The sequence below is a fragment of the Paraburkholderia sp. BL18I3N2 genome (assembly GCF_003001875.1).
GTDB lineage: Bacteria > Pseudomonadota > Gammaproteobacteria > Burkholderiales > Burkholderiaceae > Paraburkholderia > Paraburkholderia phytofirmans.
In genome coordinates, this window is record NZ_PVNC01000007.1 from 118,110 (window position 1) to 142,363 (window position 24,254).

A 24,254-nucleotide genomic window follows, 5' to 3' on the forward strand; every position below is an offset into this window, starting at 1 on the left:
CGACTGCCTTTCAGGCCCGCGTCATTGAGTCCATTCATCCGGCAAACTATGCGTCAGCGTCGAAACGAAACGCTCGGTTTCCGGCGCACGCGGCTGCATGAAGATCTCGCGCGACGGCCCGGCCTCCACCACCACGCCGTTATTCAGAAACACGACATCACGCGCGATCGTCGCGGCGAGCCGCAAGTCGTGCGTGGCCATCAGCATGGTCATGCCTTCAACGGCGAGTTGCTTGAGCACCTCCACCACTTCCGCGGCGAGACCGGGGTCGAGCGCCGAGGTCGGCTCGTCGCACAACAGCACTTCCGGCGACGGCGCCAACGCCCGCGCAATCGCCACACGCTGTTGCTGGCCGCCGGACAGCGTCGAGGGCCATGCATCCGCTTTGTGCGCGATGCCGACCTTCTCCAGCAATCCGTCGGCGCGAACCCGCGCCTTGTCCTTGTCCCACTTCTGCACGGTCAGCAAGCCTTCCATCACGTTCTGCCGGACCGTCAAATGCGGGAACAGCTGGAAATTCTGAAACACCATGCCGGTGCGGCGGCGAATCGTCAGCACCGCTTCGCGCGAAGGCCGGTGGTCGCGGCTGAACTCCAGCCGCTGATCGCCGAGTTCGAGCGAACCGGACTCGGGAATCTCGAGCAGATTCACACAACGCAACAGCGTGCTCTTGCCGCTGCCCGACGGACCGATCAGCGCGGTGACATTACCCGGGGCGAGTTGCAGATCGACCGAGTTGAGCACCCGCAGGCCGCCGAAATACTTGTCGATTTTTTCCAGTCGGATCATCAGTTGCCTGCCTGGAAAAGTGCGTGGCGCCCGAACTTGCGCTCGAGCCTGACTTGCGCCGACGACAACACCGAACTGAACACCAGATAAACCAGCGCCGCTTCAGTGTAAAGAATCAGCGGCTCGTAAGTCACCGACGCAATCCGCTGCGCCGCCTGAAACACCTCGGGCACGGTCAGCACCGCGGCGAGCGAGGTGTCCTTCACCAGCGCGATAAACGAATTGGACAATGGCGGCAACGCGACGCGCGCGGCTTGCGGCAGGATCGCGCGACGCAGGGCCTGCTCGCGCGTCATCCCCATCGAATATGCCGCTTCCCACTGCCCCTTCGGGATCGACTCGATCACGCCGCGTATCACTTCGGAGTTATACGCGCCGACGTTCAGCGAAAAGCCAATGATCGCCGCCGTCAACGGATCGAGCACGATGCCCACGTTCGGCAAGCCGTAGAAAATCACGAACAGTTGCACGAGCAACGGCGAACCGCGAAACAGCCACACGTAGAAGCGCACGACCGCCACGGCCCACTTAGGTCCGAACAACCGGACCAGCGCGACGAGAAACGCCAGCGCGAGCCCGATCGCGAACGATATCAGCGTAAGCGGCACGGTGAAGACGAGCCCCGCATACAGCAGGGGCCACAGCGACTGCGCCATCAGATGCAACCATGCCGGCATGATTCAGACTCGCGAAGGCGTTTACTGGGAGACGTCTTTGCCGAAATACTTCTGCGAGATTTTCAGGTACGTGCCGTCTTTCTTGATGTCGGCGAGCGCCTTGTTGATCGCGGCCTGCAATTCGGGGCTGCCCTTCCTGATCAGCACCGCGGATTTGTCGCTGCTATCGGGCGAGGTATCGAGCGCGGCGATCTTCACCTTCGCGTCCGGCTTGTGCTTCTTAAAGTCGAGAAACGACAGCGAGTCGTTGACGGTGGCATCGACTCGACCCGAAGTCAGCAGATCGATCGACTCATTGAAACCCTGCACCGGGATCACTTCAGCGCCGTGCGCCGCCGCGATCTTGCCGAAGTTGCTGGTCAGCGTATTGGCCGACTTCTTGCCCTTCAGGTCGTCGAAGTTCTTGATCGTGGTGTTGTTCGACGCCACGATCAGCGCCGCGTGCGACGTGATGTACGGGTCGGAGAAATCGTATTTGGCCTTGCGCGCATCGGTCACGGCCACTTCGTTGATCACCGCGTCGTAACGGTTCACATCGAGGCCGGCGATCAGACCGTCCCATTTGCCTTCGACGAATTGCGGCTTGACGCCAAGACGCTTCGCGATCTCGGTGCCGATCTCCACGTCGAAACCGGTCAGCTTGCCCGATTCGTCGTGGTACGTGAACGGCGCGTAGGTGCCTTCAGTGCCGATCTTGAACACGCCGGCGGATTTGATCTGCGCGAGTTCGTCGGCGGCGAACGCGGAATTCACGGCCACGGCCTGGAACAACGCGATCAGCAGAATGGAACGAATCGATTTCATCAGGCGGCTCCGTCAAATGTGCCACGCGAGTGGCTGAGTCTTGTGTTGGACAGTCCCCGCCGGCGTTTGCGCCGGGCAGAGTGGGCGGACTGTAGCAAACGGCCTGCGTTTTTACAAAGGATCAGGTTTTCGATCGATATGCGCTTGCGTGCTAAGTGAACAGCGGTGGCCTCTGGTATGACGTGGGTTTCAACTCTACAACAGATACGGCGGATGCGGCATGCATCGCAACATGGAACCTGTCTTGCGCGCCATCGGGGAAAACGCGAGAGGTCTCGCCGCGGCGAACGCGCGGCAAGAAAAAAAACGGGCGGCGCCGTGTTTGAAAACGGCGCCGCCCGTCGGTTTGCGAAAGGCTTACCGCTCCACCGGATGCGGTTCCTTGCGCTTGTTGGCGACGCGGATCGCGTCGAAGTAGGCGCCGTTGGGCGGACGTTTCAGGTAACGGCCGGCGCCGCGCACCGCCCGCAACTCGCCGTCGGTCCAGGCGAGTGCGCCGCGGGTCAGCGTGTGCATCGCCACGCCTTGCACCGTCATGCCTTCGAACACGTTGAAGTCGACCTTCTGATGATGCGTCTTCACCGAAATCGTTTTGCTCGCGTTCGGGTCCCACACCACGAGGTCGGCATCCGCGCCGACCCGCACCGCGCCCTTGCGCGGGTACAGGTTGAAGATCTGCGCGGCATTGGTCGACGTAATGCGCACGAACTCGTTTGGCGTGAGACGCCCGGAGTTCACGCCGTGATGCCAGAGCACCGCCATGCGGTCTTCCACGCCGCCGCAGCCATTCGGGATCTTCGTGAAGTCGTCGCGTCCCATGGCTTTCTGCGACGCGCAGAACACGCAGTGATCGGTTGCCGTGGTGTGCAACTGGCCGGCTTGCAAGCCGCGCCACAATGCCTCGCGATGCTCGGCCGAGCGGAACGGCGGGCTCATCACGTGGGCGGCCGCGCGGGTCCAGTCGGGATCGCGATACACCGCTTCGTCGATCACCAGATGGCCCGGCAACACTTCGCCGAACACGCGCAGACCTTCGCTGCGCGCGCGGGCGATCGCGTCGACGGCGTCTTTCGAGGATACGTGCACGATATACACCGGCACGCCCAGCACCTGCGCGATCCGGATCGCGCGATTGGCCGCCTCGCCCTCCACTTCGGGCGGCCGCGACAACGGGTGCGCCTCCGGACCGGTAAAGCCTTTCGCCAGCAACTGCCGCTGCAATTGAAACACCAGCTCGCCGTTTTCCGCATGCACGGTGGGCAGCGCGCCGAGTTCGAGCGAACGCGAGAAACTGTTCACCAGCACTTCGTCGTCGGCCATGATGGCGTTCTTGTAGGCCATGAAGTGCTTGAAGCTCGACACGCCGTGCTCGTGCACCAACGTGCCCATGTCGCGATAGACCGTGTCGTCCCACCACGTCACCGCGACGTGAAAGCCGTAGTCCGACGACGCCTTCTCTGCCCAGCCGCGCCATTCCTTGAAGGCATCCATCAGCGGCTGTTTCGGGCTCGGAATCACGAAATCGATGATGCTCGTGGTGCCGCCCGACAATCCCGCCGCCGTGCCCGTGTAGAAATCGTCGCTCGCCGTGGTGCCCATGAACGGCAGTTCCATATGCGTGTGCGGATCGATGCCGCCGGGCATCACGTACTGCCCGCCCGCATCGACGATCGTGGCGCCGGCGGGCGCCTCCAGGTCCGCTCCGATCTGCAGGATCGTGCCGCCGTCCTGCGGGTCCGCACACAACACGTCCGCACGATACGTGTTCTCCGCGTCGATAATCGTGCCGCCGCGAATCAGGGTCGTCATGTTGCCGCCTCCTTATGAACTGCTGGTTTCGGTGCTGCGTAATTCGTTAGTGCTCATGTGCCTGGTTTATGCGCTCGCCACGCGCGCGCTCGGTCCTTTGCTGAGCTTCATCCACGCGCTGTATACGATCGACGCCAACGCGAGCCCGACAAACCACGCATACGTGTAGAGCGTATTGAAGATCGCCGGCACGTTCGGGAACGAGGCCGGAAACGCGGTGTGCAAGAAGCCCGGCAGATTCGGCAGCACGCCGATCACGAGCGCGACCACCGCGCCGATATTCCAGCCGCCGGTGTAGCTGTATTCGCCGTGTTCGTCGAACAGTTCACGCGTGTCGAGCCGTGTACCGCGGATCAGGAAATAGTCGACCATCAGAATGCCCGCCACCGGACCGAGCAGCGCCGAGTAGCCGACCAGCCACGTGAAGATATAACCCTGCGTGGTGGCGAGAATCTTCCAAGGCATCATCACGATCGCGATGGTCGCGGTGATCATGCCGCCCACGCGATACGAAATGCCCTTGGGCCACAGGCTCGAAAAATCGTAAGCGGGGCCGACGAGATTCGCCGCGAGATTGCAGCACATGGTGTCGAGCGTCAGGATAATCAGCGCTACGCCCACGCCGATGCCGGTCATACGGCTCGTCAGATCGATCGGATCCCAGATCGCCTTGCCGTAGATCACCACCGTCGCCGACGTAACGACCACCGAGATCACCGAGAGTAAGGCCATCGGCACCGGCAAGCCGACCGACTGGCCGATGATCTGATCGCGCTGCGTTCTGGCAAAGCGCGTGAAGTCGGGGATATTCAGCGCGAGCGTCGCCCAGAAGCCGACCATGGCCGTGAGGCCCGGCCAGAACGTGGCCCAGAACAGGCCTTCTTTCTTGCCCCCGGGCACGAATTGCGACGGCGCCGACAACATCGAACCCAGACCGCCCGCTTTCGAAGTCGCCCACCACACCAACGCAATGCACATCACGATCTTGATCGGCGCGGACCAGCTTTCGAGCCAGCGGATCGAATCGGTGCCGTGCACGATGAAGTAGATTTGAAGCGCCCAGAACACGAGGAAACACGCGAGCTGCGCGAGCGAGATGTCGAGAAACGGCAAAGCCGCGCCGTGCAGCGCGTTGCCGGTGAGAATGTTGAGCAGCGTATAGATCGCGCTGCCGCCAAGCCACGTCTGAATCCCATACCAGCCGCACGCGACAATGGCGCGCAACATCGCCGGCAACTTGGCGCCCTGCGTGCCGAACGAGGAGCGCACCAGCACCGCGTACGGAATGCCGTGCTTCGCGCCCGCATGGCCGATCAGGAGCATCGGCACCAGCACGATCAGGTTGCCGAGCAGCACGGTCGCCACCGCTTGCCACGGCGACATGCCCTCTTCCGTCAAACCGGCGGCGAGCATGTACGACGCGATGTTCATCACCATACCCACCCACAGCGCGGCGAAGTGATACCACTTCCACGTGCGCTGCGCGACGCCGGTCGGCGCAAGATCGTCGTTGTAAAGACTGCTGCCCTGCACGCCGGCCGCGAAGTGCGGGTCGGCGGGTTGCGCTGTCTGCTTCATCTAGAGCTCTCCACTCGATCGTTGAGGCCCGCGCGGCTTCTATCGGCGCGTCGGGCCTTTTGGGGAATGACAGGTTCAGTACTAGCGCTGCGTTTGCTTCAGTTTGCTTCCACCACGTCCTGTTTCAGGCGGCATTTGCCGCGTGCGCGTGCTCGGCGGTTTCAGCCGGATCCGCCGATGCGCTCACCCCTGCGTCAACGCGCGCCGGATTGTTCGGATGCGTGGTCCAGTTCGCGTATTCGCCGTTGTCGACGCGCTCCATCGAAATGCACTGCTCGACCGGACACACGTGCATGCACAGATTGCAGCCGACACATTCGGAGTCCATCACTTCAAAATGCCGGACGCCATCTTTTTCTTTCATGATGGCCTGGTGAGCCGTGTCTTCGCAGGCAATATGGCACAGGCCGCACTGGATGCACTTGTCCTGGTCGATGCGCGCCTTGATATCGTATTTGAGGTTCAGGTACTTCCAGTCAGTGACGTTCTGGACGGCGCGGCCGCGAATATCGTCGAGTGTCGCGTAGCCTTTTTCGTCCATCCAGTTGGAGAGGCCGTCGGTCAGGTCGGAAACGATACGGAATCCGTAGTGCATCGCCGCCGTGCAGACCTGCACGCTGCCCGCGCCGAGCACCATGAATTCCGCCGCGTCGCGCCATGTCGAAATCCCGCCGATGCCGGAGATCGGCAGATTCGGCGTTTCCACATCGCGCGCGATTTCCGCGACCATGTTCAGCGCGATCGGCTTCACGGCCGGGCCGCAATAGCCGCCGTGCGTGCCCTTGCCATCGACCATCGGCAACGGCGACATCGCGTCGAGATCGACGGCGACGATCGAGTTGATCGTGTTGATCAGCGACACGCCGTCCGCGCCGCCCTTATAGGCCGCGCGCGAACCTGTTCGAATGTCGCTGATGTTCGGTGTGAGTTTGACGAGGCACGGCAGCCTGGTGCCTTCCTTGACCCAGCGCGTGACCATCTCGACATACTCGGGCACCTGGCCGACGGCCGCGCCCATGCCGCGCTCGCTCATGCCGTGCGGGCAGCCGAAATTCAGTTCGACCGCATCCGCGCCGGTGTCTTCGACGAGCGGCAGAATCCACTTCCAGTCGCGTTCGTTGCACGGCACCATCAGCGAGACGATCATCGCGCGGTCCGGCCAGTCGCGTTTGACTTGCGTGATCTCCTTCAGGTTGACGTCGAGCGGGCGGTCCGTGATCAGTTCGATGTTGTTCAGGCCGGCCATGCGCTGGCCGTTCCATTGCACTGCGCCGTAGCGCGAGCTGACATTCACCACGTGCGGGTCGAGGCCGAGCGTTTTCCACACCACGCCGCCCCAGCCCGCCTCGAAGGCGCGGTTCACGTTATAGGCTTTGTCGGTCGGCGGCGCGGAGGCGAGCCAGAAAGGATTCGGCGAAGTGATGCCGGCAATCGTACAGCGCAGATCGGCCATGTTCGGCTCCTTGGGGACTGCTGTTTTTTGTCTGGTATGACGCTTCGTTGGGCTTGGCTCGATTCGCTTCAGGCGGCTTTCGCCGCTGTCCGAGCGAACTGAGCGTCGATCGCGGCAGCGGCGATCTTGCCGTCCTGCACCGCCTGCACCGTGAGGTCGATGCCGCCGGTGGCCGCGCAATCGCCGCCGGCCCACACGTTCGCCAGCGACGTCTGGCCATTCGCATCGACCGCGATGCGGCTGCCGTCCAACGTCAGCAACTCACGCTCGATGCCGACCGCCACCAGCGTTTGACCGATCGCCTTGAGCACCATGTCGGCCTCGACCACGAAGCGCTCCTCTCCACCATCTTTCGACGTGCGCGCGAATTCGACACCTGTCACCACGCCGCCGTCGCCGATCAGACGCATCGGCGTGGCGTGCGTGACGAGCGTGACGCCGCTGGTCTGCGCGAAGTCGCGTTCGGCCCAGGTCGCGCTCATCGCTTCGACGCCGCGCCGGTACACCATCGTCACCGACGTCGCGCCGAGCTTGCGGCTTTGCACAGCAGCGTCCACCGCCGTATTGCCACCGCCGATCACGACCACGCGGCGGCCCACCGGCACCGTGCCGAGATCGCTCGCGCTGCGCACCTGCTCGATGAAGTCCACCGCGTTCATCACGCCGCCGAGGTCTTCGCCGTCCATCGCGAGCGCCCGTACGCCGGTGAGGCCGATGGCGAGGAACACCGCGTCGTGTTGCTTGCGCAGCGTGTCGAGGTCGACATCGCGTCCGAGCGCGACGCCGTGTTTGATCTCGATGCCGCCGACCGAGCACAGCCACTCCACTTCACGCTGCGCAAAGTCGTCGACGGTTTTATAGGCGGCGATACCGTATTCGTTCAGACCGCCGGCTTTTTCGTGAGCGTCGTAAATCGTCACGTTGTGGCCGGCCAGCGCGAGCCGATGCGCGCAGGCAAGTCCCGCCGGACCCGCGCCGACCACCGCGACGTGCCGTCCGGTTTCAGCCGCGCGCTTGAAGAGCACCTCGCCGCGCGCCATCGCCCAATCCGTGGCGTGACGTTGCAGCGCGCCGATCGCCACCGGCTTCGCATCCTGATGGTTCCGCACGCAAGCGCCTTCGCACAGAATCTCCGTCGGGCAGACGCGCGAGCACATGCCGCCCAGCGGGTTGGCCGACAGAATATCCACGGCCGCACCCTTCAGATTGCCGTTGCTGATCTTGCGGATGAAGCTGGGAATGTCGATTTGCGTCGGGCAGGCGTTCACGCACGGCGCGTCGTAACAGTAGTGGCAGCGGCTCGCTGCCGCGGCGGCAGCGCTTGCGTCGAGCAGCGGCGCGATGTCGGAGAACTCGCACGAGAGCTGCTCGGGCGATAGCCGCTGAGCGGCAATATCGCCGGTTTGCTTGATGGCCATACTCGTTCCTTCTTCGATGTGAGGACGTAGCCGCTCCTGCCGGCCACGCTTCGAGCGGAGCCGGGACGGCATGTTTTATGGGAACTACGGTAAAGCGGGTCAAACGGGTTGATCAGGACCGCAACCGCTAAAGCGTTATGAAACCGGCTCGCACGCACGCTCCAGCATGGCGTGCAGCAACACATTGGCGCCCGCCTCAATCCATTCGAAGGTGGCGTCCTCGATTTCGTTGTGACTGATCCCGTCCACGCACGGCACGAACACCATCGAAGTCGGCGCGACTTGCGACAGATAGCAGGCATCGTGTCCCGCACCGGACACCATGTTGCGATGCGGATAACCGAAGCGTTCCGCCGCCGCGCGCACGGACTTCACGCAGGCTTCGTCGAAGGCGACCGGCGCGTAATAAAAGATCTGCTCGAGTTCGGTTTCGAGGCCGATACCGTTCGCGATGTCGGCCACGCCCTTGCGCAAGGCGGCATCCATTTTCGCGAGCACGGCATCGTCCGGATGACGGAAATCGACGGTGAAAAACACGCGGCCCGGGATCACGTTGCGCGAGTTCGGATAGACCTGCATCATGCCGACCGTCGCGCAGCCGAACGGCGCGTTGTCCAGACCGATACGATTGACCAGATCGACTACGCGTGCGGCGCCGAGCAACGCGTCGCGACGGCGCGGCATCGGCGTCGGACCCGCGTGCGCCTCCTGTCCCGTCAGCGTGATTTCGTACCAGCGCTGACCTTGCGCGTCGGTCACGACGCCAATGGTTTTCTGCTCGGCTTCGAGAATCGGGCCCTGTTCGATATGCAGTTCGAACGCCGCGTGCAGCGGTCGCCCGCCGCATGGAATATCGCCCGCATAGCCAATGCGTTCGAGTTCCTCGCCGATGGTCTTGCCGTCCACATCCTTGCGCGACAGACCGTAGTCGAGCGTGAACACGCCGGCGAACACGCCCGAAGCCACCATCGCGGGCGCGAAGCGCGAGCCTTCCTCGTTGGTCCAGATCACCACTTCGACCGGGTGTTCCGTCTCGATGCCGTGATCGTTCAGACTCCGAATCACTTCGAGACCGCCCAGCACGCCGTAGATGCCGTCGAAGCGGCCGCCGGTCGGCTGCGAGTCGGCGTGCGAACCGGTCATGACCGGCAACGCAGTGGGATTGCGCCCGGCGCGGCGCATGAATACATTGCCCATCTGGTCCACACTGACCGTGCAGCCGGCTTCCTTCGCCCAACTGACGATCAGATCGCGTCCTTCCTTATCGAGGTCGGTGAGCGCGAGGCGGCAGACGCCGCCTTTAGGCGTTGCGCCAATCTTCGCCATTGTCATCAGGCTGTCCCACAGCCGCTTGCCGTCGACCTTGATCGACGTGGTGGGTTCAGCATGCTTCAGCGCTTCGGATACCGCATTCATTCGTCTCGCTCCTTTCGGTGAACCGACATGAAACTGGTGCATCGGCGGCGGGTTTTGGGGCGTGCCCGCACGGGGGCGGTGCAGATTCGATGCCATCGATCACCTCTCGCATAGAGGGCAAACCCTGGGGCATCGGCCGCCCTTCTAATCCTGTCCAGTTGGACAGGTTGTAGCCGATTAAACTCGCCAAATCAACACCTTTCGTGCGGTGAGAAACATAGCGAGAAGCGTGCCATTGCACCGCAGCACGCGTTCAACGCGTGAGATGAATGCGCGTGTGGGCAGCGCGCCAAACGACTAGAATGAAGCGCGACGCGGCACCCATGCCGCCGAAGGCGAACATGAGAGACGACGACGTGGCGGCTGACATCACGGAAAACGAGGAAACACGCGCACCTTTGCGGCGGCGCAAGGCGCACATTCGCGAGTCGAATGAAGCGCATCTTCTGGCGTGCGCCGAGGCGGTTTTCGCCGAGCGCGGACTCGACGGCACGAGCACCGCGATGATCGCGGAACGTGCAGGCTTACCAAAAGCCAACGTGCATTACTACTTCCCGACAAAGCTCGCGCTGTATCGACGCGTGCTGGAAGACCTGTTCGAAGACTGGCATCGCGCGGCGGATACGTTCGAGTGCAGCGACGACCCCGTCGAAGCGATCGGCGGGTACGTGCGCGCGAAAATGGAATTGTCGCGGCGCCGGCCGCTCGGTTCGAAGGTGTGGGCGAGCGAGATCATTCACGGCGCGGAGCATATGGAGGACATTCTCACGGAGCGAGTGAAGCCGTGGCTCGATAGTCGTGTGAAGGTGATCGACGATTGGATCGCGCGCGGTTTGCTCGCGCCGGTGAATGCGCAGACGCTGATGTATATGATCTGGGCGACGACGCAGCACTATGCCGACTTTGATGCGCAGATTCGCGCGCTTAAAGGCAAGCGCGCGTTGACGCAGAAGGCGTTCGACGCGACGACGGAGGAAGTGGTGCAGTTGGTGATTCGGGCTTGCGGGGCGGTGTCGCCCGCACAGCATGAGGATGGCGTCGACCCTGCGAGATAGAGGTAACTGAAAAGGCCCGCTGTGGATGATGAACAGCGGAGCCTTATAAGACCCGGCGCCTCAATACGTCTCCAGATGCAGCCTCCCCTCCTTCTTCAACTTCACCCACAGCGCTTCCCAATCCAGCTGATGCCGCTCGCCAATCTCCTTGAGCGCTTGCAGCACGCCATCCTCCATCCCCTTCAACCCGCACACGTAAATATGCGTGTTGTCGTCCTTGAGCATTTGCGCCACATCCACGGCGCGCTCGCGCATGGCGTCCTGAACATAGCGCTTCGGTTGGCCCGGCGTACGCGAAAACGCCAGATTCGTATCGATGAAATCCCTCGGCAGATTCGTAAGCGGCCCGAAGTACGGCAACTCTTCCTTGGTCCGCGCGCCGAAGAACAACATCAACTTGCCCGTAGCACCCTTCAGCCGACGCCGGCGGCGATACTCGGTCATCGCGCGCATCGGCGCTGAGCCGGTGCCGGTGCAGATCATCAGCAGATGCGAGTTCGGATGGTTCGGCATCAGGAACGTGCCGCCGAATGGGCCGATCACCTTGACCACATCGCCCTTCTTCAGATCGCACAGGTAGTTCGAACACACGCCGTCCAACGAGTCGCCGTGTTGCTGCGAAACACGTTTGACCGTCAGCGAGACGTTGTTGTAACCGGGCCGCTCGCCATCCCGCGGGCTCGCAATCGAATACTGGCGCGCGTGATGCGCACGGCCGTCGGCGGTCGCGCCGGGCGGCACAATGCCGATCGACTGGCCTTCCAGCACCGGAAACGGCATCGACCCAAAATCCAGCACGATATGATGAATGTCGCTATCGGTCGATCCGTCCGTCAGCCGGTAGTTGCCGACCACCGTCGCGCTAGTCGGCTCCTTGTGCGTGTAGAGATTCACGTAGGGCTTCGCTGCGGACCACGGCGGCACGACCGAGCCGCGCACGGTATCCACTTCGATGCCGCTCGCCTCGGCCGACGCACCGCCCGACGCGCCCGCGCCCGGCGACTCGTCCGCGGCGGGCACGGCCATCGTGTTCTGTTCCGGCAGGACGTCCCATGTGAACTGCTCTTCGATCGGATACGCGTCGGCCTTCAGCACAGTCCGCCAGTTATCGATCGCGCCGGTCGGACACGGCGGCACGCACGCCATGCAGCCGTTGCAGATCTCCGCCTTGACCACGTAGTTGTTGTCGTCGTGCGTGATCGCATCGACCGGGCAAGTCTCTTCGCACGTATTGCAGCGAATGCAGATTTCCGGATCGATCAGATGCTGCCTGAGAACTTCGATCGATACTGGGCCGTTCATGACTTCCTCCACCTTGAGATGCGGCGCAAGCGTGCATGGCGCCGTTCGGCGCCCGCGCGCTCAGTTAAAGCGCACGTATTCGAAATCGACCGGCTGACGGTTCACGCCCATTGCGGGCGGCGCGATCCAGTTCGCGAACTTGCCGGGCTCCGTTACGCGTCCCATCAAAGAAGCGACGTAAGCGCGGTCTTCCGGCGTCGCGAGCCATTTCGCCTCATTGGCGGCCCATTCGGTTTCGCTGACCACACGGCCATCGGGCGACACGCGCGTACCCGCGAACGTGCCGATCTGCCGATTGAACGCTTTATGCGGCACCGTCATGCGGAAATCGATGCCGGCCTTTTCGAGCACCTTGTTCCAGCGCCCCACGCCTGCCACCGAATCCTTGATGTAGTCGTCGCGCAGCACTTCGTTCATCGCGTTGAGCATCGGCACTTCACGCTCGACCAGCTTGCCGTCCTGCACGTCGAGCAGCTTGTAGCTCTGACCGTTCAACTGATGATCGTCGTCGCGCTTGTTTTCTTCGTAGCGGCCTTTGAGGCCCGAGCTATAGAACGTGGCCGCGTTGGAAGAATGATCCGCGCCGAACAGGTCGATCGTGACCGAGTAATGGAAGTTCAGATAGCGCTGAATGGTCGGCAGATCGATCACGCCGGCCGCGCGAAGCTTCGAGACGTCGTCGGTGCCGAGTTCGTTCATCACCTGAGCTGTGCGCTGGATCACGCGAGATACACCCGACTCGCCGACGAACATGTGATGCGCTTCTTCAGTCAGCATGAACCTGGTGGTGCGCGCGAGCGGATCGAAGCCCGACTCGGCAAGCGCTGATAATTGGAACTTGCCGTCGCGATCGGTGAAGTACGTGAACATGAAAAACGCGAGCCAGTCCGGCGTTTTTTCATTGAACGCGCCAAGAATGCGGGGGTTGTCGTCGTCGCCTGAACGGCGGCCAAGCAATGCTTCGGCTTCCTCACGGCCATCGCGGCCGAAGTAACGATGCAGCAGATACACCATCGCCCACAAGTGGCGACCCTCTTCCACGTTCACCTGGAACAGGTTGCGCAAGTCGTACATGGAGGGCGCCGTCAAACCAAGGTGACGCTGCTGTTCGACCGACGCCGGCTCGGTATCGCCCTGCGTCACGATGATACGGCGCAGATTCGCGCGATGTTCGCCGGGCACGTCCTGCCAGGCCGCTTCGCCCTTGTGTTCGCCGAAATGAATCTTGCGGTCCTGCTCGCCGGGCGTGAGGAAAATGCCCCAGCGGTAGTCCGGCATCTTCACGTGATCGAAATGCGCCCAGCCGCCCGCGTCGACGCTCACCGCGGTACGCAGATACACATCGTAGCCATGCGAGCCTTCCGGGCCCATATCGCCCCACCACGCCAGAAAATTCGGCTGCCATTGTTCGAGCGCGCGCTGCAGCGCGCGGTCGTCCGCGAGGTTGACGTTGTTCGGAATCTTTTCGCTGTAGTTGATCGTTGACATGGTCGGTTCCTGGTTCGGAAACTGCAGTGACGATGAATGGCGCGTATCGGGCAAACGGTGGCCTGTTTCGCGCTCATTGAGCGGATGGCGTTCAGACGCCGATCACGCGCGCATCAAATGCGTATCAAACACGCGAGACGTCGAATTGCGCCTTGCTGCCCTTGCCGTACACCTTGAGCGCGCCCTTCTCGCCCACTGCGTTCGGCCGGTTGAAAATCCAGTTCTGCCACGCGGTGAGACGGCCGAAAATGCGCGTCTCCATTGTTTCCGGACCGTTGAAGCGCAGATTCGCTTCGAGCCCTGTCAGTGCATCCGGCGACATCGCGGCGCGTTCTTCGAGCGCGATGCGGATTTCGTCGGCCCAGTCGATGTCGTCGGGCGATGCGGTGACGATACCGAGGCGCTCGGCTTCGACCGGCTTGACCGGCTGCCCGATCAGGGAGCGCACGGCGTCGAGCGGCTCGGCTTCTTCATAGAAACGCCGGCCGAGACGCGACTGATGCGTGACCATCGGATAGAGGCCGAAATTGACTTCGGACAGCGTAATGGCCGGCTCCTCCTCTTCATTGCTGGGCAGCGCCGCCATATACGTGCGGTCGGCGGCGAACGCGAGTTCCGCGAAAGTGCCGGCGAAGCACGAGCCCGGCTCGATCAGCGCGAACACCGAACGCGATGAGACGTCGATGCGCGCCAGCGTGCGGCGCAACAGGCCGATAGTCTCGCGCACGAACCAGTGGTCTTTGTGTTGCATGAGCGAGGCGTCCGCGGCGAGCAGATTGCGGGCGTCGCCTTCGGTCTTGAAGACCCACGTGCCGACCGCCAGTTCGTTGGTGCGCATGCACAGAATCGCGTCATCGAGTTCGCGGGCGAATTGCAACGGCCACCAGTTCACGCCGGCTGCGACGATCGCATCGATATTCGTGGGCGGTTCGCTTTGCGGCGCCTTGGCGGTGAACGTCGCGATACGTCTTGCACGATCGATCGTGACGTCGAGCGTCTTATAAGTGAGGCCGTCTTCGCGATCCGTGCGTTCTATACGGGTGAGCACAACGCCTTGTGCGTCAGCGGGACGATCGCTTTGCTCGGCGAGTTCGAGCGCGCGTGCCTGGATCGCCTGGTCGAACTGGTTCGGCTTCACGACTTCATCCACGAGACGCCATGCTTTCGCGCGCTCGCCGCGTACGCCCTCGACCACCGTGCAGAAGATATCGGCGCGATCGTGCCGCACCTTGCGTTTGTCGGTAACGCGCGTCAGGCCGCCGGTGCCCGGCAGCACGCCGAGCAGCGGCACTTCCGGCAGCGACACCGACGACGAACGGTCGTCCACCAGATAGATTTCGTCACAGGCCAGAGCGAGTTCATAACCGCCGCCGGCGCACGCACCGTTCACGGCAGCCAGAAACTTGAGTCCTGAATGACGCGACGAATCTTCCAGACCGTTGCGCGTTTCGTTGGTGAACTTGCAGAAGTTGACCTTCCACGCATGCGTCGAAAGACCGAGCATGAAAATGTTGGCGCCCGAGCAGAACACGCGGTCTTTCAGGCTCGTCAGCACCACGGTTTTCACTTCGGGATGCTCGAAGCGGATGCGCTGTATTGCGTCGTGCAGTTCGATATCGACGCCGAGGTCGTACGAATTCAGCTTCAGCTTGTAGCCGTCACGAATGCCGCCGTCCTCGGCGATATCGATGCCGAGCGTCGCGACCGGACCGTTGAAGCTCAGCTTCCAGTGCTTGTATTGGGCGGGATCGGTGCGGTAGTCAACCGGGGCGACGGCGGTTTCTGCTGTGGACATGGGGCGTCTCCTGACTGGACGATGCAAAACTTGTTTTTTGAACAATAGTGCATCGCCAAACCCATGTAAAGCACTTTAGTGCATGTTTGCTAGTAAACCCTGACGTCAGAGTGCACGTCAGCCGGGACGTGCTTCGTCGGGCGCCTCCGCTGCGAGTCTCGCGGCGAGGCGGTCGCGCAGTTGCAGGTACGCGTCGGCCAAGGTTTTTTCGCTGGTGTCGAAGGTCATGTCGGCGCGGGCGTACAGGTCGCTGCGCCCCGCCAGGATGCGCTTCAGGTCGTCCATCGCCTCCTTGTTGCCCGACATCGGCCGCAGGTCGCCCTGCGCGACGACGCGGCGCATGTGCTCCTCCGGCGCGGCCTGCAGCCACACCGTATAGCAATGCGACAGCAGCGTATTGAAGGTGCCCGACTCCGACACCAGCCCGCCCGGCGACGCGATCACTGCGCGCTCGTGCTCCTGAATCACGGCCTCCAGCGCGCGGTGTTCGTAACGCCGGTAAGCAGCCGCCCCGTAAAGCGAATGAATCTCCGAGGGCGGGCAGCCGGCCAGTTGCTCGATCACGCGCGTGAGTTCGACGAACGGCACTTTCCGCTCCTGCGCGAGCATCCGTCCGAGGGTCGATTTGCCGGCGCCGCGCAGGCCGATCAACGCAATCCGGTCCTTGCGATGCGGGTCGCGCGGCGCTTGCGCGAACATCTCGGCGAGCGCCACGCGGGCGCGTTGCAAGGCCGCCTGATCGCGTCCCTGCAGCAGCTCGCGGATCAGCAGCCATTCGGCGGAGGCCGTGGTTTCGTCGCCGATCACCTCGGCCAGCGAACAGTTCAAGGTGCCCGCGATCTGCCGCAGCACCAGCACCGACGCATTGCCCACCCCCGACTCCAGATTCGCCAGATGCCGCTCCGACAGGCCGGTTTCCGTGGCTAGCGTCTTGCGCGTCATGCCGCGGCGCGCGCGCAGTAGACGCACGCGTTCGCCCATCGCCGTGAGAAACGGATCGCGCTCGGCGCCGCGCTCCGGCACCCGTTCGGCGCGGCCCGCGTCCTCGTCGACTGAGTCGGCCAGCGGTGCGGAAGAGTAATTTTGGTTCATGTTTTGCTGCCCCTTAACCACGATACATGTACTATAGTGCTTGACAGGCACCAGGTGAACGGTTAATTTTCGCCAAATATTGATCCAATAACAAACGCTGTCGAGAATTTTCGGCGGCGTCACGGAGATGGCGCAACGGCTCGCATGCATTAACGTGCGTGTGCGGTCGAAGGCGCCGATCTGGAGGCTCGCATGTCCCCACATGAATTCCAGCGCCTGATCGCGGGCGTCACGGAGCAACTCGACGGCCGGCCGCTCGACGGCAAGCTGGCGGAATGGCTGAACGACACCTATCCCGCCGGCGGCAACGCGTTCCACGAGCTTGCAAAGGCGTGCCGAACCGGCGTCGCCGAAGGCTGGCTGTGCAACCGCGAAGGCGGTGGGATTCGCTACGGCCGCATCTTCAAGGCGCTGCCCGAAACCCATGGCTTTTCCGTCGATGTCGTCGATATGAAGGATATTGCCGGTCCGCATCATGTTCATCCGAACGGCGAGATCGATCTGATCATGCCGCTCACCGAAGGCGCCACCTTCGACGGCCACCCGGCCGGCTGGTGCGTGTACGGGCCCGGCTCCGCGCATCGGCCGACGGTGGCGAACGGCGAGGCGCTGGTGCTGTATCTCCTGCCGCAAGGCGCCATCGAATTCACTCCCGCCTGAGCACCGCCATGACCGAACTCCTGAAGAACCATGTAGCCGGCCAATGGATCGCCGGCGGCGGCGCGGGCGTCACGCTCACCGATCCTGTGACAGGCGTTGCGCTCGTGCGTGTATCGAGCGAAGGTCTCGATCTCGCACACGCGTTCGACTTTGCGCGCGATACCGGCGGCGCCGCGTTGCGCGCCTTGACCTACGCCCAGCGCGCCGCCCGCCTCGCCGATATGGTCAAGCTGCTGCAAGCGAAACGCGACGACTACTACGCGATCGCCACCGCGAACTCCGGCACCACGCGCAACGACTCGGCCGTCGATATCGACGGCGGCATTTTCACGCTCTCGTATTACGCAAAACTCGGTACGTCGCTCGGCGAGGTGCATGCACTGCGTGACGGCGACAGCATCTCGCTGAGCAAGGATCAATCGTTCAGCGTGCAGCACGTGCTCACGCCGACACGCGGCGTCGCGCTTTTTATCAACGCGTTCAATTTTCCATCGTGGGGCTTGTGGGAAAAAGCCGGGCCGGCGTTGCTGTCTGGCGTGCCCGTCATCGTCAAGCCGGCTACGGCAACCGCCTGGCTCACCCAACGCATGGTCGCCGATGTGGTCGATGCGGGCATTCTGCCGCCCGGCGCGCTCTCGGTGATTTGCGGCAGTTCGGCGGGCCTGCTCGATCAGATTCAGTCTTTCGACGTCGTGTCGTTCACGGGCTCAGCGCAAACCGCCGCCACGTTGCGCGCGCATCCGGCCTTCGTGCAGCGCGGCGCGCGTCTGAACGTCGAAGCCGACAGCCTCAATAGCGCGATTCTGTGCGCCGACGCCACGCCCGGCACACCCGCCTTCGATCTCTTCATCAAGGAAGTGGTGCGGGAAATGACCGTGAAATCCGGGCAAAAATGCACGGCGATCCGACGCGCGTTCGTCCCCGAGGCCGCGCTTGAAGCCGTGCTCGAAGCGCTCAACGCGAAGCTCGCGAAAATCACCGTCGGCGATCCGCGCAACGACGCCGTGCGTATGGGTTCGCTCGTGAGCCGCGAGCAATACGAGAACGTGCTGGCCGGCATCGCGGCGCTGCGCGAAGAAGCGGTGCTCGCCTTCGACGGCTCCGCTGTGCCGCTCATCGACGCAGACTCAAATATCGCGGCTTGCATTGCGCCGCATCTGTTCGTGGTCAACGATCCGGATAACGCGACGCTGCTGCACGACGTCGAAGTGTTCGGACCGGTGGCGAGCGTGGCGCCCTATCGCGTCGCCACTGACGCAGCTACGTTGCCCGAAGCGCACGCGGTCGCTCTCGCGCGGCGCGGCGAGGGATCGCTCGTCGCCTCGATCTATTCGAACGACGAAGCACATCTCGGGCGCCTTGCGCTCGAACTCGCGGATTCGCACGGCCGCGTACATGCCATTTCGCCTTCGGTGCAGCAGAGTCAAACGGGTCACGGCAACGTGATGCCGATGTCGCTGCACGGCGGCCCGGGCCGCGCGGGCGGTGGAGAGGAACTGGGCGGTTTGCGCGCGCTGGGTTTCTATCACCGGCGTTCGGCCATTCAGGCAGCGAGCGCGGCAATCGACTCGCTGACGCAAGCGACTCATTTGCCCACGACGTGACGGCGCACGAATTTAACGATAAGGACCGGGCAAGCACATTAGCCTGACAGCATCGAGCGGATCATGAGCACAGAACAGCCGGACCGCGCCCACCCGATGGAGGAGACACATGGAAGCCCTGTTGGAAAAGGCAGCGAATCAGCCCGCCGCGACAGTCGAAGCGCCGCCCGCGCTGTTCAATTTTGCGGCCTACCTGTTTCGACTGAACGAGACGCGCGCCACCAAGACCGCCTATATCGACGACACCGGCAGCACTACCTACGGTGAACTGGAAGAGCGCGCGCGGCGCTTTGCGAGCGCGCTGCGCACGCTCGGCGTGCATCCCGAAGAGCGCGTGCTGCTCGTGATGCTCGATACCATCGCCCTGCCGGTTGCCTTTCTCGGCGCGCTCTACGCGGGTGTCGTGCCGGTCGTTGCGAACACGCTGCTCACGCCCGCCGACTATGTGTATATGCTCACGCATAGCCATGCGCGCGCGGTGATCGCCTCGGGTGCGCTGGTGCAGAACGTGACACAGGCGTTGGAGTCCGCCGAACATGACGGTTGTCAGTTGATCGTTTCGCAGCCGTCTGAAGGCGAGCCGCTTCTTGCGCCTCTGCTCGAAGAACTGATCGACGCCGCCGCGCCCGCCGCCAAAGCCGCGGCAACCGGTTGCGACGACATCGCCTTCTGGCTGTATTCGTCAGGCTCGACCGGCAAACCGAAGGGCACGGTCCACACGCATGCGAACCTGTACTGGACTGCCGAGCTGTATGCCAAGCCGATCCTCGGTATCGCCGAAAGCGACGTGGTGTTCTCCGCGGCCAAGCTGTTCTTTGCGTATGGTCTCGGCAACGGCTTGACGTTTCCGCTGTCGGTCGGCGCCACCGCGATTCTGATGGCGGAGCGTCCCACCGCCGACGCAATTTTCACGCGTCTCGTCAAACATCGCCCTACCGTGTTCTACGGCGTGCCCACGCTCTACGCGAACATGCTGGTCTCACCCAACTTGCCCGCACGCGCCGATGTCGCGATGCGGATCTGCACCTCGGCGGGCGAAGCGTTGCCGCGTGAAATCGGCGAGCGTTTCACCGCGCATTTCGGCTGTGAGATTCTCGACGGCATCGGCTCGACTGAAATGCTGCATATCTTCCTGTCCAATCGCGCGGGCGCGGTCGAGTACGGGACGACGGGGCGACCCGTGCCCGGATACGAAGTCGAGTTGCGCGACGACGCCGGTCATGCCGTGGCCGATGGCGAAGTCGGCGATCTGTATATCAAAGGCCCGAGCGCAGCCGTGATGTACTGGAACAACCGCGAGAAAACGCGCGCCACCTTTCTCGGCGAATGGATCCGCAGCGGTGACAAGTACTGCCGGCTGGCGAACGGCTGCTATGTCTACGCGGGCCGCAGCGACGACATGCTCAAGGTGAGCGGCCAGTATGTGTCGCCAGTCGAAGTGGAAATGGTGCTGGTGCAGCACGGCGCGGTGCTCGAAGCGGCGGTGGTCGGTGTCGATCACGGCGGCCTTGTCAAAACTCGCGCTTTTGTGGTGTTGAAGCGTGAATTCGCGGCCTCTGAGATACTCGCGGATGAGTTGAAGGCTTTCGTGAAGGACCGCCTCGCGCCGCATAAATATCCGCGCGATATCGTATTCGTCGACGATTTGCCGAAGACTGCCACCGGAAAAATTCAACGCTTCAAACTGCGCGAGCAGTCATAAGGTGATTTATGCAGAACCCCGCCATTGGCAACGTTGCAGCGACGACCGCCAGCAAATTCGCTGACTTGCCTGCTACCGCGTCGCATGGGCCGTTGCGCATCGAGTATCGTTGGCTCAATGAAGCGGCAGGCGATGCGCCGATCGCCGTCTTCCTGCACGAAGGTCTCGGCTCGATCGCGATGTGGCGCGAATGGCCGCAAACGCTGTGCGAACGGCTCGGTATGCGCGGGCTGGTTTATTCGCGGCCCGGCTACGGACTTTCCACGCCGCGTCCGCATGCAGTGAAGTGGCCCGTCGATTTCATGACGGCGCAGGCGCGCGACATTCTGCCCGCTTTGCTCGACGCACTCGATATCGATATGCGCGAACGCCGGCGCATGTGGGTGATCGGCCATAGCGACGGCGGTTCGATCACGCTGCTGTATGCAGCACTCCATCCGGAAGAATTGGCCGGTGCGGTGGCAATTGCGCCGCACGTTTTCGTCGAAGATATTTCAGTGGAGAGTATCGCGCAGACCAAACAACTGTACGAGACAACGGACCTGCGCAGCAAGCTCGGCCGCTATCACGCGGACGTCGATTCCGCGTTTTATGGCTGGAACGACATCTGGTTGAATCCGGCATTCAGGCAGTGGTCGATTGCAGAAGAACTGGCGTCGATCCGCAAGCCGCTGCTCGCGGTGCAAGGCCACGACGACAACTACGGCACGATGGCCCAAATTGACACGATCGCCGTACAGGTGCCGCATGCGCAACTGGTCAAGCTCGACGCTTGCGGACACTCGCCGCATCGCGACGCGCCGCAACCGCTGAACGAAGCCATTGCGGCATTCGTTTTGAACGCGGCGCGTCTGGACCGTTGAGGTCATGAGCGCGGCGCGTCTTCCCGACGCGCCGCGTTGCAGCGCTACTGCTGTCTAACCGCTCAGATCACCGTCGACAAACCCAGCGTCAACAACAACGCTGTCACCGAGATGATCGTTTCGCAAACGGTCCACGTCTTGAAGGTTTGCGGCACCGTCATACCGAAGTACTCCTTCACCAGCCAGAAGCCGCCGTCGTTCACGTGCGAGAGGATTAGCGAACCCGCACCGGTGGCCAGCACCAGCAACTCGGGGCGCACGCCACCCACCGTGCCGGCGGCCGCAGCCGCGATCGGCGCGATGATGCCGGCAGCCGTTGCCATCGCCACCGTCGCCGAACCAGTCGCCACGCGAATCAGCGCCGCCACCAGCCAGGCGAGAATCAGCAACGGCACATGCGCGCCGGTCGCGACATCAACGATTGCTTTCGACGCGCCGCTGTCGATCAGAATGCGCCCGAAACCCGCGCCCGCTCCCACCACCAGCGTGATGCTCGCGGTCGGCGCGAGACACTCGTTGGTGAACTTGAGGATCTGGTCGCGGTTGAAGCCGCGCGCCTTGCCGAACGTGATGAAGCTCAACAGCACAGCCAGCAGCAGCGCCATGTCCGGGTGACCGATCAGGCGCAGCACGTTATTCGCTGTCGATTTGGTCGGCACGATCAAATCGGCCCAACTGCCGACCAGCATCAGCAGCACCGGCAACAACACCGTCAACAGTGTGATGCCGAAGCCCGGCAATTCCTGGTGCGAACGCTTCGCGTCCTGTTCGATGAATTGCTGCGCCATCGGATTGACGCCGTCGAGCACCACAAAGCGCGCGATCAGCTTCGAGAACAACGGACCGGCAATCGCAGCGGTCGGAATGCCGACGATCAGTGCGTAGAAAATCGTGTGGCCGATATCCGCGTTGTACGCGGTCACTGCGAGCAACGCGGCCGGATGCGGCGGAATCAGCCCGTGCACGACCGAGAGACCCGCCACCATCGGAATGCCGACGCGAATCATCGAGGTGCCGGTACGCTGCGCCACGTTGAACGCAATCGGAATCAGCAGCACGAAGCCGACTTCGAAGAACACCGGCAAGCCGACGAGGAACGCGATGCACATCATCGCCCAATGCACGTTCTTCGGACCGAACAGGTCGATCAACGTGCGTGCGATGCGCTCCGCGCCGCCCGACTCGGCCATCATCTTGCCGAGCATGGTGCCCAGACCGACCACGATCGCAATGTGGCCGAGCGTACCGCCCACGCCGGTTTCGAACGACTTGAGAATCGACGTCGCCGGCATGCCGACGGCCAGCGCCAACGCCACCGACACCACCATCAAGGTGATGAACGGATTCATCTTGAAGCGCGCGATCAGCACGACGAGCGCGATGATGGCGATCAATGCATAGACGAGTAACAGACTTCCTTGAACGGTCGCCATAGGTGCTCCTGAAGGGAAAGAACCGCGCCGCCGCTTTTGAGCGCTTTGCGGCGCTCTCTGCCGCATAGGTCACACGACATGCTGCGGATGCGACGACGCGGACGGCGTGCTTAGAACTTGTGGCGAATGCCGGCGACGGTCACGAACTGACCGTTGTTGCTCGACGGATTGGAAATGCCTTCAACCCACGCTTTCGAACCGGACGAGCGCTGGTAGATGCCGTTCAGGTACAGGTCGGTCGTCTTGGACAGGAAGTACTCGCCGCCCAGGCTCAACTGGTTGTAGTGCGCGTTGGTCGCCGTGGTGCCGCTGGTGTTCTGCGTCGTGTAGATGTAGCCGAGCGCAAGCAGCGCGGCCGGCGTGAGCTGGTACTTCAGGCTGGCTTCGTAGTTGGCGAACCGCAGGCTGCCGCCCGTCAGCAACTGGAATTGCGAGTTCGTGTAGAGCAATGCGACGGTAGCCGGACCGAACACGTACGCACCGCCCGCGCCCCACACCTGATTGCGCTTCACACCGCTGATGATCGACGAGCCGGTGTTGTAGTAATTGTCCGAAGGCGCCGCGCCCGCGGTGCTGGTGGCCGGCCGATTGACCAGCGAGTACGCTGCGTCCAGACGCAGCGGGCCGTTCACGTAATCAGCGCCAACGCTCCATGCGCGGTTGTTGGCGAAGTCGCCCGCAGCGTTCGAGAACGCGTACATGGCGTTGGCGGTGAAGCCGGCATACGTCGGTGTGGTGTACTTGACCGCGTTGTTGGTGCGGTACGTGTTGTTGATATCGTCGTTGTCGTAGATCGCGTTGCCGTACTGGCTCATGGCGCCGACGCCGTTGATCTGCAGATTCGACAGATAGTCCTGCACGCTGTTGTACTGACGGCCGAGCGTGATCGTGCCGGCCCTATTGTTGGACAGCGCGACCCATGCGCTGCGACCGAAGATGCGGCCGCCCTGGCCCAATGCGCCGGTTTCCAGGCTAAAGCCGTTTTCCAGCTTGAACATCACCTTGTTGCCGCCGCCCAGATCTTCCGTGCCGAGCAGGCCCCAGCGCGAACCCTGCACATTGCCCTGCGTCGCCTGATAGGCCTTTTCGCCCTTCTGATTGTTCGTGAACGTAAAGCCCGCGTCGACGATACCGTAGAGCGTCACGCTGCTTTGCGCCTGCGCGGCTTGTGCGGCGAGTCCGGCCACTGCGAAGGCGATGGCCGTACGGAGAATCTGCTTGTGCGTCATGGTTTCCTCAAGTCGAAAGAAAAACGAACGCCGGTCACATCGAGCGTGTTCCGGCGATATAAGTAGTACTAAGCGGGCAAGTCAAAG

19 protein-coding genes are annotated in these 24,254 nt (G+C 62.7%); 5 read left to right on the forward strand and 14 right to left on the reverse strand.

All coding sequences use genetic code 11. The features are described 5' to 3' along the window. Positions 1–21: 21 nt before the first annotated feature. From B0G75_RS20320 to B0G75_RS20355, 8 genes are all read right to left on the reverse strand, one after another. Positions 22–789: an amino acid ABC transporter ATP-binding protein gene (locus B0G75_RS20320; protein WP_106309404.1), complete on the reverse strand. Its 768-nt coding sequence runs from the start codon at positions 787–789 to the stop codon at positions 22–24. After that, positions 789–1,466 carry an amino acid ABC transporter permease gene (locus tag B0G75_RS20325; RefSeq protein ID WP_106279299.1) on the reverse strand — a complete coding sequence of 226 codons (678 nt, stop codon included), beginning with the start codon at positions 1,464–1,466 and terminating at the stop codon, positions 789–791. The genes B0G75_RS20320 and B0G75_RS20325 overlap by 1 nt, the downstream gene beginning before the upstream one ends. Before the next feature lie 21 nt (positions 1,467–1,487). Then, entirely contained in the window at positions 1,488–2,270 is a 783-nt protein-coding gene (locus B0G75_RS20330; protein ID WP_106309407.1) for an amino acid ABC transporter substrate-binding protein, read from the reverse strand. A gap of 357 nt (positions 2,271–2,627) precedes the next feature. Next, a complete protein-coding gene (gene hydA / locus B0G75_RS20335; protein ID WP_106309411.1) occupies positions 2,628–4,079 on the reverse strand; it encodes a dihydropyrimidinase in 1,452 nt (483 codons plus the stop codon). A 66-nt stretch (positions 4,080–4,145) separates the two neighbouring features. Further along, positions 4,146–5,657 carry an NCS1 family nucleobase:cation symporter-1 gene (locus B0G75_RS20340; RefSeq protein WP_106309414.1) on the reverse strand — a complete coding sequence of 504 codons (1,512 nt, stop codon included), beginning with the start codon at positions 5,655–5,657 and terminating at the stop codon, positions 4,146–4,148. Between the two features lie 124 nt (positions 5,658–5,781). Further along, positions 5,782–7,110, reverse strand: coding sequence for an NAD-dependent dihydropyrimidine dehydrogenase subunit PreA (gene preA / locus B0G75_RS20345; RefSeq protein ID WP_106309417.1), 1,329 nt, complete (start codon positions 7,108–7,110; stop codon positions 5,782–5,784). A 68-nt stretch (positions 7,111–7,178) separates the two neighbouring features. Beyond that, entirely contained in the window at positions 7,179–8,528 is a 1,350-nt protein-coding gene (locus tag B0G75_RS20350) for an NAD(P)-dependent oxidoreductase (protein WP_106309420.1), read from the reverse strand. Positions 8,529–8,663: 135 nt separating this feature from the next. Continuing rightward, positions 8,664–9,944, reverse strand: a complete 1,281-nt coding sequence (locus tag B0G75_RS20355; protein ID WP_106309423.1) for a Zn-dependent hydrolase — start codon at positions 9,942–9,944, stop codon at positions 8,664–8,666. Between the two features lie 302 nt (positions 9,945–10,246). Between B0G75_RS20355 and B0G75_RS20360 the strand changes: the two genes are divergently transcribed. Next, the gene (locus tag B0G75_RS20360; protein ID WP_181309312.1) at positions 10,247–10,999 is read left to right on the forward strand and encodes a TetR/AcrR family transcriptional regulator; all 753 of its coding nucleotides are present in this window, start codon (positions 10,247–10,249) and stop codon (positions 10,997–10,999) included. A 60-nt stretch (positions 11,000–11,059) separates the two neighbouring features. Here B0G75_RS20360 and boxA read toward each other — a convergent pair whose 3' ends face one another. From boxA to B0G75_RS20380, 4 genes are all read right to left on the reverse strand, one after another. After that, the gene (boxA, locus tag B0G75_RS20365) at positions 11,060–12,301 is read right to left on the reverse strand and encodes a benzoyl-CoA 2,3-epoxidase subunit BoxA (protein WP_106309426.1); all 1,242 of its coding nucleotides are present in this window, start codon (positions 12,299–12,301) and stop codon (positions 11,060–11,062) included. A 60-nt stretch (positions 12,302–12,361) separates the two neighbouring features. Then, on the reverse strand, positions 12,362–13,789 hold the full coding sequence (boxB, locus tag B0G75_RS20370; protein ID WP_106309429.1) for a benzoyl-CoA 2,3-epoxidase subunit BoxB: 1,428 nt from the start codon (positions 13,787–13,789) through the stop codon (positions 12,362–12,364). A gap of 124 nt (positions 13,790–13,913) precedes the next feature. Beyond that, complete coding sequence (gene boxC, locus B0G75_RS20375; RefSeq protein ID WP_106309432.1) at positions 13,914–15,584, reverse strand: 2,3-epoxybenzoyl-CoA dihydrolase; 1,671 nt, start codon at positions 15,582–15,584, stop codon at positions 13,914–13,916. 117 nt (positions 15,585–15,701) lie between these two features. Beyond that, positions 15,702–16,676, reverse strand: a complete 975-nt coding sequence (locus B0G75_RS20380; protein WP_106310041.1) for a helix-turn-helix transcriptional regulator — start codon at positions 16,674–16,676, stop codon at positions 15,702–15,704. A 192-nt stretch (positions 16,677–16,868) separates the two neighbouring features. Here B0G75_RS20380 and B0G75_RS20385 point away from each other — a divergent pair, with 192 nt between their 5' ends. The 4 genes from B0G75_RS20385 to B0G75_RS20400 all read left to right on the forward strand — a co-directional run bounded on the left by B0G75_RS20385 (position 16,869) and on the right by B0G75_RS20400 (position 21,505). Further along, positions 16,869–17,336, forward strand: coding sequence for a DUF4863 family protein (locus B0G75_RS20385; protein WP_106309435.1), 468 nt, complete (start codon positions 16,869–16,871; stop codon positions 17,334–17,336). Positions 17,337–17,344: 8 nt separating this feature from the next. After that, positions 17,345–18,940, forward strand: coding sequence for a 3,4-dehydroadipyl-CoA semialdehyde dehydrogenase (locus B0G75_RS20390; protein ID WP_106309437.1), 1,596 nt, complete (start codon positions 17,345–17,347; stop codon positions 18,938–18,940). A gap of 109 nt (positions 18,941–19,049) precedes the next feature. Then, positions 19,050–20,642, forward strand: a complete 1,593-nt coding sequence (locus tag B0G75_RS20395) for a benzoate-CoA ligase family protein (protein ID WP_106309440.1) — start codon at positions 19,050–19,052, stop codon at positions 20,640–20,642. A gap of 8 nt (positions 20,643–20,650) precedes the next feature. Next, positions 20,651–21,505, forward strand: a complete 855-nt coding sequence (locus B0G75_RS20400) for an alpha/beta fold hydrolase (RefSeq protein ID WP_106309443.1) — start codon at positions 20,651–20,653, stop codon at positions 21,503–21,505. A gap of 62 nt (positions 21,506–21,567) precedes the next feature. On the opposite strand, the gene B0G75_RS20405 is transcribed toward B0G75_RS20400, so the two are convergent. Beyond that, positions 21,568–22,938, reverse strand: a complete 1,371-nt coding sequence (locus B0G75_RS20405) for a gluconate:H+ symporter (RefSeq protein WP_106309446.1) — start codon at positions 22,936–22,938, stop codon at positions 21,568–21,570. A 110-nt stretch (positions 22,939–23,048) separates the two neighbouring features. Then, entirely contained in the window at positions 23,049–24,167 is a 1,119-nt protein-coding gene (locus B0G75_RS20410; RefSeq protein WP_106309449.1) for a porin, read from the reverse strand. Between the last annotated feature and the right edge of the window lie 87 nt (positions 24,168–24,254).

Bases quoted from the DNA above. Each gene is read 5' to 3' on its own strand.
- B0G75_RS20320 (WP_106309404.1), bottom strand. From the start codon at position 789: ATGATCCGACTGGAAAAAATCGACAAGTATTTCGGCGGCCTGCGGGTG.
- B0G75_RS20325 (WP_106279299.1), bottom strand. From the start codon at position 1,466: ATGCCGGCATGGTTGCATCTGATGGCGCAGTCGCTGTGGCCCCTGCTG.
- B0G75_RS20330 (WP_106309407.1), bottom strand. From the start codon at position 2,270: ATGAAATCGATTCGTTCCATTCTGCTGATCGCGTTGTTCCAGGCCGTG.
- hydA (WP_106309411.1), bottom strand. From the start codon at position 4,079: ATGACGACCCTGATTCGCGGCGGCACGATTATCGACGCGGAGAACACG.
- B0G75_RS20340 (WP_106309414.1), bottom strand. From the start codon at position 5,657: ATGAAGCAGACAGCGCAACCCGCCGACCCGCACTTCGCGGCCGGCGTG.
- preA (WP_106309417.1), bottom strand. From the start codon at position 7,110: ATGGCCGATCTGCGCTGTACGATTGCCGGCATCACTTCGCCGAATCCT.
- B0G75_RS20350 (WP_106309420.1), bottom strand. From the start codon at position 8,528: ATGGCCATCAAGCAAACCGGCGATATTGCCGCTCAGCGGCTATCGCCC.
- B0G75_RS20355 (WP_106309423.1), bottom strand. From the start codon at position 9,944: ATGAATGCGGTATCCGAAGCGCTGAAGCATGCTGAACCCACCACGTCG.
- B0G75_RS20360 (WP_181309312.1), top strand. From the start codon at position 10,247: ATGAAGCGCGACGCGGCACCCATGCCGCCGAAGGCGAACATGAGAGAC.
- boxA (WP_106309426.1), bottom strand. From the start codon at position 12,301: ATGAACGGCCCAGTATCGATCGAAGTTCTCAGGCAGCATCTGATCGAT.
- boxB (WP_106309429.1), bottom strand. From the start codon at position 13,789: ATGTCAACGATCAACTACAGCGAAAAGATTCCGAACAACGTCAACCTC.
- boxC (WP_106309432.1), bottom strand. From the start codon at position 15,584: ATGTCCACAGCAGAAACCGCCGTCGCCCCGGTTGACTACCGCACCGAT.
- B0G75_RS20380 (WP_106310041.1), bottom strand. From the start codon at position 16,676: ATGAACCAAAATTACTCTTCCGCACCGCTGGCCGACTCAGTCGACGAG.
- B0G75_RS20385 (WP_106309435.1), top strand. From the start codon at position 16,869: ATGTCCCCACATGAATTCCAGCGCCTGATCGCGGGCGTCACGGAGCAA.
- B0G75_RS20390 (WP_106309437.1), top strand. From the start codon at position 17,345: ATGACCGAACTCCTGAAGAACCATGTAGCCGGCCAATGGATCGCCGGC.
- B0G75_RS20395 (WP_106309440.1), top strand. From the start codon at position 19,050: ATGGAAGCCCTGTTGGAAAAGGCAGCGAATCAGCCCGCCGCGACAGTC.
- B0G75_RS20400 (WP_106309443.1), top strand. From the start codon at position 20,651: ATGCAGAACCCCGCCATTGGCAACGTTGCAGCGACGACCGCCAGCAAA.
- B0G75_RS20405 (WP_106309446.1), bottom strand. From the start codon at position 22,938: ATGGCGACCGTTCAAGGAAGTCTGTTACTCGTCTATGCATTGATCGCC.
- B0G75_RS20410 (WP_106309449.1), bottom strand. From the start codon at position 24,167: ATGACGCACAAGCAGATTCTCCGTACGGCCATCGCCTTCGCAGTGGCC.